At 65.6% G+C, this 13,375-nt stretch carries 9 protein-coding genes; 6 read left to right on the top strand and 3 right to left on the bottom strand.

The genetic code is table 11. The annotated features are described in order from the left end of the window. Window positions 1-11 precede the first annotated feature (11 nt). The 6 genes from mmsA (at window position 12) to NX862_RS00835 (ending at window position 8,062) form a co-directional block, all read left to right on the top strand. Window positions 12-1,538, top strand: a complete 1,527-nt coding sequence (mmsA, locus tag NX862_RS00860) for a multiple monosaccharide ABC transporter ATP-binding protein (protein ID WP_264491987.1) — start codon at window positions 12-14, stop codon at window positions 1,536-1,538. Next, window positions 1,538-2,722, top strand: a complete 1,185-nt coding sequence (mmsB, locus tag NX862_RS00855) for a multiple monosaccharide ABC transporter permease (protein WP_264491986.1) — start codon at window positions 1,538-1,540, stop codon at window positions 2,720-2,722. Before mmsA ends, mmsB begins: the two co-directional genes overlap by 1 nt. Before the next feature lie 5 nt (window positions 2,723-2,727). Next, window positions 2,728-3,696 (top strand): AraD1 family protein, encoded by a 969-nt coding sequence (gene araD1 / locus NX862_RS00850; RefSeq protein ID WP_264491985.1) that lies wholly within the window; start codon window positions 2,728-2,730, stop codon window positions 3,694-3,696. Window positions 3,697-3,706: 10 nt separating this feature from the next. Further along, window positions 3,707-5,449: an L-arabinonate dehydratase gene (gene araD, locus NX862_RS00845; RefSeq protein ID WP_264491984.1), complete on the top strand. Its 1,743-nt coding sequence runs from the start codon at window positions 3,707-3,709 to the stop codon at window positions 5,447-5,449. 102 nt (window positions 5,450-5,551) lie between these two features. Continuing rightward, window positions 5,552-6,466, top strand: coding sequence for a Gfo/Idh/MocA family protein (locus NX862_RS00840; protein WP_264491983.1), 915 nt, complete (start codon window positions 5,552-5,554; stop codon window positions 6,464-6,466). Between the two features lie 90 nt (window positions 6,467-6,556). Continuing rightward, window positions 6,557-8,062: an aldehyde dehydrogenase (NADP(+)) gene (locus NX862_RS00835; RefSeq protein ID WP_264491982.1), complete on the top strand. Its 1,506-nt coding sequence runs from the start codon at window positions 6,557-6,559 to the stop codon at window positions 8,060-8,062. A 14-nt stretch (window positions 8,063-8,076) separates the two neighbouring features. Here the strand turns inward: NX862_RS00835 and NX862_RS00830 are convergent, their stop codons facing one another. The 3 genes from NX862_RS00830 to NX862_RS00820 form a co-directional block, all read right to left on the bottom strand. Beyond that, window positions 8,077-11,124, bottom strand: a complete 3,048-nt coding sequence (locus tag NX862_RS00830) for a LamG-like jellyroll fold domain-containing protein (RefSeq protein ID WP_264491981.1) — start codon at window positions 11,122-11,124, stop codon at window positions 8,077-8,079. 70 nt (window positions 11,125-11,194) lie between these two features. Then, complete coding sequence (gene hisD, locus NX862_RS00825) at window positions 11,195-12,481, bottom strand: histidinol dehydrogenase (RefSeq protein ID WP_264491980.1); 1,287 nt, start codon at window positions 12,479-12,481, stop codon at window positions 11,195-11,197. A 7-nt stretch (window positions 12,482-12,488) separates the two neighbouring features. Further along, window positions 12,489-13,229, bottom strand: coding sequence for an SDR family NAD(P)-dependent oxidoreductase (locus tag NX862_RS00820; RefSeq protein ID WP_264491979.1), 741 nt, complete (start codon window positions 13,227-13,229; stop codon window positions 12,489-12,491). Window positions 13,230-13,375: the final 146 nt, after the last annotated feature.

Here is a 13,375-nt window from a genome sequence, read left to right as displayed (position 1 = left end):
GGAATAGGCAGATGCCGACACTTCTGGAGATGCGGGGGATATCCAAGACCTTCCCCGGCGTCCGGGCCCTGGACAACGTCAACCTGACGGTAGAACCAGGCGAAATCCATGCGATCTGCGGAGAGAACGGCGCGGGGAAATCCACGCTGATGAAGGTGCTTTCGGGCGTCTATCCGCATGGCTCTTACGAGGGCGACATCATTTACGACGGTCAGCCGCTGGCGCTGACCGGCATCCGCGACAGCGAAGCGCGGGGCATCATCATCATCCATCAGGAGCTGGCGCTTGTGCCGCTTCTGTCGATTGCCGAAAATATGTTCCTGGGCAACGAAATCGCGACCAATGGCGTGATGAACTGGCCCCGGGCCTTCAAGGAGGCGGAAGGCTGGCTGAAAAAGGTCGGCCTGACGGAATCCCCCGGCGCCATCGTGGGCAAGCTGGGCGTCGGCAAGCAACAGCTGATCGAAATCGCGAAGGCTCTGGCCAAGGATGTGCGGTTGCTGATCCTGGACGAGCCAACCGCGGCGCTTCAGGAAAACGACAGCGAAAAACTGCTCGACCTGATGCTGGAACTCAAGGCGCAGGGCGTCACGCAGATCATCATCAGCCACAAGCTGAACGAGATCGCCAAAGTCGCCGACCGGATCACCGTGATCCGTGACGGGGCCTCGGTCTCGACGATGGACAAGCACGAGATCACCGAAGACCGCATCATCCGCGACATGGTGGGCCGCGACATGGCCAACCGCTATCCCGAGCGCAAGCCGAAGCCCGGCGAGATGCTCTTGGAGATCGAGAACTGGTCCTGCATGCACCCCGAACAGGTGGGCCGGCAGATGATCAAGAATGTCTCCCTGAACGTTCGCAAGGGCGAGATCGTGGGCATCGCGGGTCTGATGGGCACTGGGCGCACGGAACTGGCCATGTCGGTCTTTGGCAAGTCCTATGGCAAGGCCCATCAGGGCACGGTCAAGATGCATGGCAAGGTGGTCGATGTCTCGACCGTGACCAAGGCGATTGACGCAGGCCTGGCCTATGTGACCGAGGACCGCAAGGGCCTGGGTCTGGTGCTGGAAGAGCCCATCGTGCGCAACATCACCTTGGCGAACCTTCTGGGCGTGTCCAGGGCTGGCTGGCTGGACAAGCACCGCGAGACGCAGGTGGCCGACGGCTACCGCAAGCAGATGGCCATTCGCACGCCCGGCGTGCAGCAAAAGGTTGTCAACCTCTCGGGCGGAAACCAGCAAAAGGTGGTCCTGTCCAAGTGGCTGTTCACCGACCCCGAGGTGCTGATCCTGGATGAACCCACCCGGGGCATCGACGTTGGCGCCAAGTTTGAAATCTACACGATCATGAAGGACCTGGCCGAACAGGGCCGTTCGATCCTGATGATCTCCTCCGAGATGCCCGAGCTTTTGGGCATGTGCGACCGCATCTATGTGATGAACGAGGGCCGCATCGTCGGCGAAGTCTCGGGCGCCGATGCGAGCCAGGAGAAAATCATGGGCATGATCTTGAAGGAAGGGAGGGCCGCGTGATGGCCGACAAATCTAGCGGGCATCTGGGTGCCCATCTGCGCGAAAACGGGATGCTACTGGCGCTGGTCGCCATTGTGGCGCTGTTCACGGTGGCGATTGCCTATGACGGCAAAAGCTTTCTGATCCCGCCGAATATCTCGAACATCTTCCTGCAGAATGCCCATGTGATCATCCTGGCTTTGGGGATGCTTTTGATCATCGTGGCGGGGCATATCGACCTGTCGGTGGGCTCGGTTGCGGCCTTTACGGGCGCGGTGGCCGCCTGGCTGACCGTGACGCTGAAGCTGCCCTTCTATGTCGTCATTCCCCTGACCCTGGTGGTCGGTGGGCTGATCGGCGCGGCGCAAGGATACTGGGTGGCCTATTGGCGCATCCCGTCGTTTATCGTCACGCTGGCGGGAATGATGGTCTTCCGTGGCGCGACCATGTGGATGCTGGGCGGCCAGAACATCGGCCCCTTCCCGGATGAGTTCCAGGCCCTGTCCTCGGGCTTTGTGCCCGACCTGGTCGGCCCGCTGTTCTATGAGGCCGCCAAGCCCCATGGCCTGACCTTGCTGGTCGTGGTGCTTGCGATTGCCGCGATCCTGTGGTCCGGCCTGCGGTCGCGCGCAAGGGACGCCGAATTCGGCATCGAGCCCGAGCCCATGGCCTTTTTCGTCGGCCGCAACGCCATCGTGGCGGCGGGCATCGCCTTTGTCGGCTGGCAGTTGGCCAACTTCCGCGGCCTGCCCAATGTCATGGTCGTGCTGACCGTCCTGACGCTGCTGTATTTCTTCTTCACCGAGAATACGACGATGGGCCGGCGCATCTATGCGCTGGGGGGCAATGAGAAGGCCGCGAAGCTGTCGGGCATCCGCACCGATCGGCTGGTGTTCCTGACCTTTGTCAACATGGGCGTCCTGGCGGCTTTGGCCGGGATGGTCGTGACGGCGCGCCTGAACTCGGCCACGCCCAAGGCGGGCACCGGGTTTGAACTCGACGCCATTGCCTCGGTCTTCATCGGCGGCGCGTCGATGACGGGCGGGTCGGGCAAGATCGTCGGCGTCGTGGTCGGTGCGCTGATCATGGGCGTGATGAACATGGGCATGTCGATCTTGGGGATCGGCAACGAATATCAATTCATGATCAAGGGTCTGGTGCTGCTGGCAGCCGTGATCTTCGACGTGGTCAACAAGGCACGGTAAAACAGATGTATCTCTCTCAACTTCGCAATGGGTCTGTCGTCGTTCGTGAAGGCGATGTCGCCCGGGTGCTTCCCGGCACCGAAAGCGTCTATGACCTGGCCATGGCGGCTGTGACCGCAGGTCACTCGCTGGCCGCAGAAGTGGCCAAGCGGGGTCTGGGAGAGGTCGTCGATCTGACATCGGCAGAGTTCGCTTTGCCGGTGTCCCACCCCGACCCCGCCCATCTGCATCTGACGGGCACGGGTCTGACGCATTTGGGCTCGGCTTCGGCGCGCAACGCCATGCATGCCAAGCTGGAAGGGGCCGAGACCCTGACCGACAGCATGAAGATGTTCCAGATGGGCCTTGAGGGTGGGCGCCCCGCGCCAGGCGCCGTTGGCGCCCAGCCGGAGTGGTTCTACAAAGGCAATGGCACCGCAGCCATCGCCCCCGGAAGCGACCTCATGGCCCCTGGGTTTGCCGAGGATGGCGGCGAAGAGCCGGAACTCGCCGGCATCTATATCGTCGGGCCCGATGGCCATGTGCACCGCATCGGCTGGGCCCTTGGCAACGAATTCTCCGACCATGTGACGGAACGGGTCAACTACCTCTGGCTGGCCCATTCGAAACTCCGCGTGGCCTCTTATGGCCCCGAGATCCTGGTGGGCGACCTGCCCGCCGATATCCGCGGCACCTCTCGCATCCACCGCGACGGCAAGGTCCTGTGGGAAAAGCCCTTTCTGTCCGGCGAGGCGAACATGTCCCACACTTTCGCCAACCTGGAACACCACCACTTCAAATATGACATCTTCCGCCAGCCGGGCGATCTGCATGTCCACTTCTTCGGCACCGCCACGCTGAGCTTTGCCGATGGGGTGAAGACCCAGGAGGGCGACACGTTCGAAATCGCCGTTCCCGATTTCGGTCAGCCCTTGAAGAACCGCCTGACCTTTGCGCCCCGCGCTGAAGGCACCACCCAAGTTTCCGCGCTCTGAGGAGGACGCCATGACCTTTACCCCCGCCCCCTGGCCCCGCAAACTGCGCTCGCAAGAGTGGTTCGGCGGATCGGGCCGCGATCAGATCTATCACCGCGGCTGGATGAAGAACCAGGGCTTCCCGCATGACCTGTTCGACGGGCGCCCGGTGATCGGCATCCTGAACACCTGGTCGGAACTGACGCCCTGCAACGCGCATCTGAACGACCTGGCCCAGCGCGTGAAGAACGGCATCTATGAGGCCGGTGGCTTCCCGGTCGAAGTCCCGGTGTTCTCGGCTTCCGAGTCGGCCTTCCGCCCCACCGCGATGATGTTCCGCAACCTGGCCGCGATGGCCGTCGAGGAACAGATGCGCGGTCAGCCGATGGACGGCTGCGTCCTGCTGGTCGGCTGCGACAAGACCACGCCGTCGCTGTTGATGGCCGCCGCCTCCACCGACCTGCCGTCGATCATCGTGACCGGCGGGCCGATGCTGAACGGCTATTATAAAAACGAACGTGTGGGCTCTGGCACCCACCTCTGGAAGTTCTCCGAGGCCGTGAAGGCCGGTGAGATGACCCAGGCCGAATTCGCCGATGCCGAGGCGTCGATGAGCCGCTCTCCGGGGTCGTGCAACACCATGGGCACGGCGTCGACCATGGCGTCGATGGCCGAAGCTTTGGGCATGGCTTTGTCGGGCAATGCCGCGATCCCGGCGGTGGACTCACGTCGCCGCGTCATGGCGCAGTTGACCGGGCGGCGCATCGTGCAGATGGTCAAGGACGACCTGAAGCCCTCGAACGTCCTGACCAAGCAGGCCTTTGAAAACGCGATCCGCACCAATGCCGCCATCGGGGGCAGCACGAACGCCGTGATCCACCTGCTTGCCATCGCCGGCCGCGTCGGCATCGACCTGACGCTGGAGGACTGGGACCGCTGCGGCCGCGACGTGCCGACGATCGTCAACCTGATGCCGTCCGGCAAATACCTGATGGAAGAGTTCTTCTATGCCGGTGGCCTGCCTGCGGTGATCAAACGGCTTGGAGAGTCGGACCTGCTGCACAAGGACGCCCTGACCGTGTCGGGCGAAACCATGTGGGATCAGGTCAAGGACGTGGTCAACCACAACGACGACGTGATCTTGCCCAAGGAACGCGCCCTTGCGCAATCCGGCGGCGTGGTCGTGCTGAAAGGCAACCTTGCGCCGAAGGGGGCCGTCCTGAAACCCTCCGCCGCCTCGCCGCATCTGATGGTGCATCGCGGCCGCGCCGTGGTGTTCGAAGACATCGACGACTACAAGGCCAAGATCAACGACGAGGCTTTGGACATCGACGAAACCTGCATCATGGTGCTGAAGAACTGCGGCCCCAAGGGCTATCCGGGCATGGCAGAGGTCGGCAACATGGGCCTTCCCCCCAAGGTCCTGCGCAAGGGCATCACTGACATGGTCCGCATCAGTGACGCGCGCATGTCGGGCACGGCTTACGGCACGGTCTGCCTGCACACCTCGCCCGAGGCCGCTGCCGGTGGCCCGCTGGCCGTGGTGCAAAACGGCGACTTCATCGAGCTGGACGTGCCGAACCGCCGCCTGCACCTGGACATCCCCGAGGCCGAGCTTGCCGCCCGCCTCGCGGCCTGGAAGCCCAGCCATGACGTGGCCGACAGCGGCTATATGTGGCTGCACCAGACCCATGTCCAAGGCGCCGACACCGGTGCCGACCTCGACTTCCTGAAGGGCGGCCGTGGCGCCCCCGTCGGCCGCGACTCGCACTAAGCCCCTCGGCTGCGCCCCGGTCCAAGCCGGACCCGGGGCGCGCGCCACGTCCCCTAAAAAGCGGATCGGCACCTGAAGGCGCCACCGCCCAAGGAGCCCCCCATGACCCGCATCGCTTTGGTCGGCATCGGCAAGATCGCGTTGGACCAGCACGTCCCCGCGCTGAACGCCTCCCCCGACTTCACCCTTTCCGCCACCGTCTCCCGCAAAGGCAGCGTCGAGGGCGTCCCCGCCTTCACCGATTTCGCCACCTTTCTGGCCGAACGCCCCGATGTCACCGTGGTCTCGCTGTGTATGCCCCCCGCGCCCCGCTTTGACTATGCCCATGCCGCGCTGATGGCGGGCCGCCATGTCATGCTGGAAAAACCCCCGGGCGCGACCCTGTCCGAGGTCCACGCGCTGGAGGCTCTGGCCCGCGCAAAAGGCCTGACGCTCTACGCCACCTGGCACAGCCGGATGGCCCATGCCGTGGCCCCCGCCAAGGCCTGGCTCAAGGACAAGACGGTCCAAAGCGCCCATATCACCTGGCGCGAGGATGTCCGCAAATGGCACCCCGGCCAGGATTGGGTCTTTGAACCCGCCGGCATGGGCGTCTTTGACCCCGGCATCAACGCTCTGTCGATCCTGACGGAAATCCTGCCGGCCCCCGTCCACCTGAAGAAGGCGCGGCTGGAGTTCCCCGCCAACCGCCAGACGCCCATCGGCGCCCAGCTCACCTTCAGTGGCAATGTCACCGCCGATTTCGACTGGCGCCAGACAGGCCCGCAAACCTGGGACATCACGGTGCAAACCCAACAGGGCCACCTTGCCCTGCGCATGGGCGGCAATGTGCTGGAACTCGACGGCCAGCCTGCTGCGGGCGAAAACACCATCATGGGCGAATACCCGGCGCTTTACGCGCGCATGGCCCAACTCATCGCCGCCCACCAATCGGAAGTCGACCTCTCCCCCATGACCCATGTCGCCGATGCCCTGACGCTTGGCGAACGCATCACGGTTGAAGACTTCCACTTCTAGTCTTTCATACTGGCTCAAATATTCCACGGGGGTCTGGGGGTGTGAAACCCCCAGGCTTTCCGCCCAGACCTCCCCCCCAAAGGAACGCACATGCTTACCGGAAAACACCTGATCGCTGGCCAATGGGTAGCAGGCGACGCCACTTTCCTGTCCTCTCCCGCCACCGGCGAGGCCTTGGCCTTCGCCATCGGCACCCCCGCCCATGTCGATGCCGCCGTCCTTGGCGCCGAGGCGGCCTTCCCCAGCTTCTCCGCCCTGACCCGCGACCAACGCGCCGCCTTCCTGGAGCGTATCGCGGATGAAATCGAGGCCCGCGGCGCCGAGATCACCGCCATCGGCACCAGTGAAACCGGCCTGCCCACCGCCCGGCTGGAGGGCGAGCGCGGCCGCACCACCGGCCAGCTGCGGCTGTTCGCGACCCATATCCGCGAGGGCGCCTATCTGGACCGCCGCCATGATGCGGCCCTGCCCGACCGCAAGCCCGCCCCGCGCCCCGAAATCATGCTGGTGCAACGTCCCATCGGCCCGGTCGCCGTCTTTGGGGCCTCGAACTTCCCGCTGGCCTTCTCGACCGCGGGCGGTGACACCGCCTCGGCGCTGGCGGCCGGTTGCCCCGTGGTCGTCAAGGGCCACTCGGCCCATCCCGGCACCGGTGAAATCGTGGCCCAGGCCATCGACGCCGCCATCAAGGCGCTTGGCCTGCATCCGGGGGTTTTCTCGCTGGTGCAGGGCGGCAAGCGCGACGTCGGGGAATCGCTTGTCCAGCATCCGCTGATCAAGGCCGTGGGCTTTACCGGCTCGCTCGGCGGGGGCCGCGCCTTGTTCGACCTCTGCGCCCGCCGTCCCGAACCGATCCCCTTCTTCGGTGAACTTGGGTCCGTGAACCCGATGTTCCTTTTGCCCCATGCCGTCGCCAACCGCGGCGAGGCGCTGGCAAAGGGCTGGGCCGGGTCGCTGACCATGGGCGCGGGCCAATTCTGCACCAACCCGGGCATCGCGGTCGTCATCGCCTCCCCCGAGGCCCAGGCCCTGATCGCCCAGGCCAAGGCGGCCCTGGAGCCCATGCCCGCCCAAACCATGCTGACCGATGGCATCGCCAAGGCCTACCGCGACGGCCGCGACCGGGTGGCCGCGCAGACCGGGGTTCAGGCCGTCCTGACCTCGACCTGCGACCTGAGGAATGCGACGCCCTATCTGTTCGAAGTCTCGGGCGATGACTGGCTTGGCAATCACGCCTTGGCCGAAGAGGTCTTTGGCCCTCTGGGTCTGGTCGTCACGGTCCGCGACTTTGCGCAGATGGAACAGGTCGCCCAGTCCCTGCAAGGCCAGCTGACCTGCACCCTGCATCTGGATGACGCCGACACGGCGCAAGCCCAAGCCCTGATGCCGGTGCTGGAGCGCAAGGCGGGCCGCATCCTGGCCAATGGCTTCCCGACCGGGGTCGAAGTGGTCGACGCCCAGGTTCATGGCGGGCCCTATCCGGCCAGCACGAACTTTGGCGCGACCAGTGTGGGGACCATGTCGATCCGCCGCTGGCTGCGTCCGGTGGCCTATCAGAACCTGCCGCAGGCGCTGCTTCCCGCCGACCTGCGCTAAGAGCCGGGCTTGCGCTAAAAGAACAAAAAGTCGGCCGCGTCCAGGTGAATGGGCGCGGCCCCGTTCAGGGTCAGGCTTTGCCCGGCCAAAGCCAGCACCACCTGGGCCGTGTCATTGCCCGTGATCACAAAGGCCGCGAAACTGGCCGCCACGCTGCGCGCAAAGGCCAGCTTGTCCAGGCCATCGACGAAATCCGTCACGACATCCTGGCCAAAGCCCGCGATGGAAAACCGGAACTCGTCCGCGCCAAGCCCGCCCACCAGCGCGTCATTGCCGCCCAACCCGTCCAGCTTGTCAGCCCCGCTGCCACCCGCCAATCGGTTCGCCCCGGCATTGCCGATCAACACATCAGCGTAACGCGAGCCCTGAAGGTTCTCGATCAGGTAAAGCGTGTCGCCCTGCGCCTCGCCGCCCAGACCCGTGCCGGTCGTCAGGTTGACCGTCACCGCCGCCAAAGAGGTGTTATACAGCGCAAGGTCCGTCCCCGCCCCGCCGCGCAACTCGTCCGCGCCGCCGCCGCCGGTCATCTGGTCATTGCCATTGCCGCCGTAAAGCACATCCGCCCCGGCGCCGCCGAACAGCTTGTCCGACCCCGCGCCGCCGTCCAGGATATCGTTGTCCCAATCGCCAAGCCCCGCCGCAACCGGGCCGCCCACCGCGACCAGGGCCGCACCGCCCTTGGCATCGGTCATCGTGGCGCCCTGCCAATGGCTGACCAGTCCGGTCGGATCGGCCAGCCCGCCCGCAATCTGCGCCGCGCTGCGCGCCCCGTCAAAGACGCGGATATCGGCCACCACCCCGGGCAGGATCTGGCTGGCCTGAAAGCCTCCGCCGACACTGTCCTGTTCCTGGCCAAAGATCAGCGTGCCGCCCTTGGTCAGGGAATAGGTCTGATATGGATGCACGCCGCGCGCCGCCTCGACCCCGTCGATATACAGCACAAAGCCCGCCGAGGCCGCCCGCCCGTCCCAGACCAGCGAAATCCGATGCGCCGCGCCATCGGTCAGCAGACCCGATGCGATGCCGGTGTCATAAACCCCGCCGCGATAGGTCAGCTCGACATGGCCGCCGTTCTTGGCCGACAGCGCCAGGGCATTGGAGGTCTGCGCATTGGCATAGGAAAAGAAATCGACCTCTGCCCCCGGCAGCCGCGTCACCTTGACCGCCATCTCCAGCGTAAAGACCGGAGAGGTGCCGCCAATGCCGTTGTAACCCGAGGCCGCCAGATATTGCCCTGTCTCGGTCCCCGGGTTCAGCGCAACCCCCATGATCGGCGCAAAGCCGGTGCCGGGGGCGCCCTGCCCCTCCAGCACGTCATTGCCGACACCGCCGTAAAGACTGTCGTTGCCCAGGCCCCCGATCAGCGTATCGGCATCGGCCAGAATGGCAGTCGAACGATCCACCCGGGTCAGCGTGCCGCCCACCAGGGTCAGGTTCGCGCCCCCCGCAAGGTCGGTCACGCCCTGCCAGTGATGGGCCAGCGCATCGGTGCCCGTGGCGGCAAAGGCGGTGGCGCTGATCTCGGTCGCGCTGCGGACATCGGTGTAAAGCCGGATATCGCCCACCACGCCCTGCAAGATCTGCGTCGGATCAAAGCCGCCGCCGACCGCATCCTGTTCCTGCCCGATCACCAGGGTCCCGCCCGCGGCAATCGTGGCCCCGGCCGCATAGGTCCCGGCATGGACCAGGGCGCCGTCGACATACAGGCTTAGCGCGCCGCTGGCCTTGTCCCAGGTCAGCGACAGGCGGTGTGCCTGCCCATCCGCCAGCTTTTCCGTCGCAAAATCCGTGACATAGGCCGCACGCCCCGCCAGCGTCACCTGAAGAAAGCCCTCGCGCAGGCCCTCGAAGGTGAAGAGGTTGTCATTGCCCGACCTGTTATAAGATGCGAATTCGACCGCCGTGGCGGCAACCCGCGTCAGGTCAATCATCGTCTCGAAGGTAAAGCCCGCGCCAGAAAAAGCCGTGACCCCGCTGCGGATCAGGTATTGCCCCCGCGTCAGCGGATCGACGTTCAGCGCCACGCCCGCAAAGGCCCGCGGATCGACAAAGGCCACCGAGGCCAGGGCCCCGCCATAGATCGCATCCGCCCCCGCCCCGCCCGACAGCCAGTTGGCCGCGTCATTGCCGCGGATCTTGTCGTCGCCCATGCCGCCCAGCGCCTCTTCGATCACCGCGCCATAGGCGACCGAGACATTCCAGACCCCCGTCCCACCCGAGGAAAACGCCCCCTGCCGCAGGTCCATGACCGTCCCCGAACTGGACCCCGAAAAGTCCAGCCGGTCGCGCCCGCCGCCATCCCAGATCGAAAAGCCCAGGTCCGATTTGGCGGCCAGATCATAACTGGCCCCGGCGGTGGCGTTGTAACCATAGGTCGTGTCGCCCGACCGCGTGGACCAGTTCACCCCATATTCCATCTGGATGGCCAGGATGTCATGCAGGCCCAGGGTCGCCAGGTCGCTGAACTCGGCCCCGGTATAGGTCTCGGACCAATAGGACATGTTCGTGTATTGCGAACTGTCGTTGTAGTGGTCGGCATCGGTGTAAACCGCGCTGTCGCCGTTATATTCGCCTGGATGGGCCAGGCCCATGCCATGGCCCAATTCATGCAACAGCAGGTTCAGGGAATAGGTCCCCGGCGCCATGTCGGGCTCCCAGGAGACATGGCCAACCTGGACGTAACCGCCCCCCGGTGAGGGATAATTCGCCCAGCCGCCGCCATTGGTGGACCCGGTCCCGAACATATAGGTGATGTCGGCCGCCCCGGTCGTCTCAGAGAATGTGACGCGGCTGACCTCGGCATAAAGCGCCATGGCCAGACGCGCGCCGGCCTTGGCCATGGCGCTGGAGAAGGGCTCATAGCCTGCGGGCAGGGTCGCGGTCTCGCCAAAGGAATAGCTGACGGTCAGGTCGGTCCAGGTGCCCCAGGGCCGCACCAGATGGGCGGCGGTCTGCACCGCGCTCCAGACCGCAAGGCCGCCGATCGTCGTGCCGATTTTGCCCGACGCGGGGCTGGAAGGGTCGATGAGGAAGCCTTGCGCATCCGTGGGGGCCGTGGCCATGGCGGTTCTCCTGTCCGAAACGGATCAGGTGTGCCAAGCGCCTGGGGCGGAAATGTGGCGGGTTTGCGGCCTATCGGTTGCGGATCGCGCCGGCATGGGCGGGAAAGCCTTCGTAATCGGCCAGGGCCTGCGCCATGGGGGCCAGCACCGTCCAACCCTTTGCCGTGACATGGCCAACCGAGGTGCGCTTCAGGAAATCGCTGACCGAAAGCGGCCCATGGGTCCGGGCGCCGCCGCTGGTGGGCAGCACATTGTTCGGGCCAAGGCAGAAATTGGCCAGGGTCACGGGCGTATGGGCGCCCAAAAGGATCTCGGCGGCTTCGGTGATCGGACCCAGGTGGTCAAAGGGGCTGTCGGACAGGATCTCCAGGTGTTCGGGGGCATAGGCGTTGATGAAGTCATAGGCGCTGGCCAGGTCGGGCATCAGCAGCACCCCGCCGCGCGACGACAGGACCTGGGTGACAAACCCCCGCCGCGGCTCGGGCAGGGCGGCGATCAGGGCGGGCAGCGCGGCCAGCGCCTCGTCCGCGGTGCGGGGCGAGGGCGTGACAAGCCAGGCCGAGGAATCCGGCCCGTGTTCGGCCTCGATCAGCAGGTCCAGCGCCGCAAGCCGCCCCGGCAAACTGCCATCGTTGAAGATGATACATTCCGACGGCCCCGCCGGAAGCCCGGTGTCGATCCGGTCCGACAAAAGCCGCTTGGCCGCCACGACAAAGGGCGAGCCGGGGCCGACGATCTTCAGCGCCTTGGTGATGGTCTGGGTGCCAAAGGCCGCGGCCGCCACCGCCTGCGCGCCGCCCGCCTTGTAGACGGTCTGCACGCCCGCCAGCCGCGCCGCGACCAAGGTGGCCGCATCCACCCCGCCATCGGGCGTGGGCGGCGTGAAAATCGCGATATCGGGCACGCCCGCCAGCACCGCGGGCACCGAAGTCATCATCGTGACCGAGGGAAACGACCCTTTCCCCCGCGGCACATACAGCGCCACCGACCGGATCGGCGTGAACCGGTCGCCCGCCCAGGCACCCGGCGCGATCTCTTTCAGCGTCATCGGACCGGGCCGCTGGTCCTCGTGAAAGCTGCGGATATGGGTCAGGGCCTGGGTGATCGTCGCGGTCAAGGCGGGGTCCAGCGTGGCAAAGGCCTGGTCGAACTCGGCCTCGGTGGCGCGCAGGGTGGTGACATTGGACCCGTCGATTTCGGCGGCAAAGCGCAGAAGGGCGGCGTCGCCTTCGGTCCGCACCGCCTCGATGATCGGTCTGACGCGGTCGTAAAAGCCGGAAAGGTCGGTTTCGGACCGCTGCAACAGGGCGGCGCGGCCCTGGGCGTCCAGATCGGCATAGGTGATGAATTGAACCATGGTCCCCTCAGATCGCAGCCAGATAGCCGCCGTCGATGCCGATGCATTGCCCGGTGATGTAAGTCGAGGCCTCGGAGCCAAGGAAGACCACGGCGCCCACCAGATCCTCGCCGCGGCCAAAGCGGCCCTGGGGGATCTTGGCGCGCATCGCCTCGGCCCAATCCTCGTCGCGGTAAAAGACCTCTGTCAGGTCGGTGCGGAAATAGCCGGGGGCAATCGCATTGACCCGCACCCCCTGCCCCGCCCATTCCGCCGACAAGGCCCGCGTCATGCCCAAAAGCCCGGATTTCGACGACCCATAGGGCGCCGCCGTCGGCACCCCCACGAAAGAGGTCAGCGAACACAGGTTGATCACGGACCCCCGCCCCCGCGCGATCATGCCGCGCGCCAGGGCCTGCGTGGTGAAAAACGCGCCCTTCAGGTTGGTGTCCAGGATGCGGTCCCACAGTTCGGGCGTGACATCGACCGAGGGGCGGACCTCTTCGACGCCGGCGTTGTTCACCAAGATATCGACGGCCAGCCCCTCCAGCGCCGAAAAATCCCCGCCGCCCTGGTCCAGCGCCATGGCCGTCACCTTGGCCCCCATGGCTTGCAGCGCGGCGGTCGTCGGCCCCAAAGCCTGCAGGCTGCGGGCGGTGATGATCAGATCGGCTCCGGCCTCGGCCAGCCCCAGGGCGATTTCCGCCCCCAGCCCGCGTGAGGCGCCGGTCACAAGCGCAGTCTTGCCATGCAGCGAAAACAAGTTCATCCCGCGACTGTAGCGCCCCCGCGCCGGGGTTCAATCCCGGACCGCAAGCGCCGCGCCATTTGCCCAAGTTTTCAGCAAAGCAGGGCTTAGGCTCGCCCTATCCAAGGCGAAACAAATCCTTGGTTGAAGCTTTGGGCGTTTCCTGT

This window comes from Stagnihabitans lacustris (genome assembly GCF_025950525.1).
GTDB lineage: Bacteria > Pseudomonadota > Alphaproteobacteria > Rhodobacterales > Rhodobacteraceae > Stagnihabitans.
The sequence above is the reverse complement of the archived record's forward strand: the minus strand, read 5'-3'. Positions and strand labels throughout refer to the sequence as shown.

What these genes read in the sequence shown, in the direction of transcription:
- mmsB (WP_264491986.1), top strand. Translation starts at nt 1,538, where the DNA reads ATGGCCGACAAATCTAGCGGGCATCTGGGTGCCCATCTGCGCGAAAAC.
- araD1 (WP_264491985.1), top strand. Translation starts at nt 2,728, where the DNA reads ATGTATCTCTCTCAACTTCGCAATGGGTCTGTCGTCGTTCGTGAAGGC.
- NX862_RS00830 (WP_264491981.1), bottom strand. Translation starts at nt 11,124, where the DNA reads ATGGCCACGGCCCCCACGGATGCGCAAGGCTTCCTCATCGACCCTTCC.
- NX862_RS00820 (WP_264491979.1), bottom strand. Translation starts at nt 13,229, where the DNA reads ATGAACTTGTTTTCGCTGCATGGCAAGACTGCGCTTGTGACCGGCGCC.
- hisD (WP_264491980.1), bottom strand. Translation starts at nt 12,481, where the DNA reads ATGGTTCAATTCATCACCTATGCCGATCTGGACGCCCAGGGCCGCGCC.
- NX862_RS00835 (WP_264491982.1), top strand. Translation starts at nt 6,557, where the DNA reads ATGCTTACCGGAAAACACCTGATCGCTGGCCAATGGGTAGCAGGCGAC.
- NX862_RS00840 (WP_264491983.1), top strand. Translation starts at nt 5,552, where the DNA reads ATGACCCGCATCGCTTTGGTCGGCATCGGCAAGATCGCGTTGGACCAG.
- araD (WP_264491984.1), top strand. Translation starts at nt 3,707, where the DNA reads ATGACCTTTACCCCCGCCCCCTGGCCCCGCAAACTGCGCTCGCAAGAG.
- mmsA (WP_264491987.1), top strand. Translation starts at nt 12, where the DNA reads ATGCCGACACTTCTGGAGATGCGGGGGATATCCAAGACCTTCCCCGGC.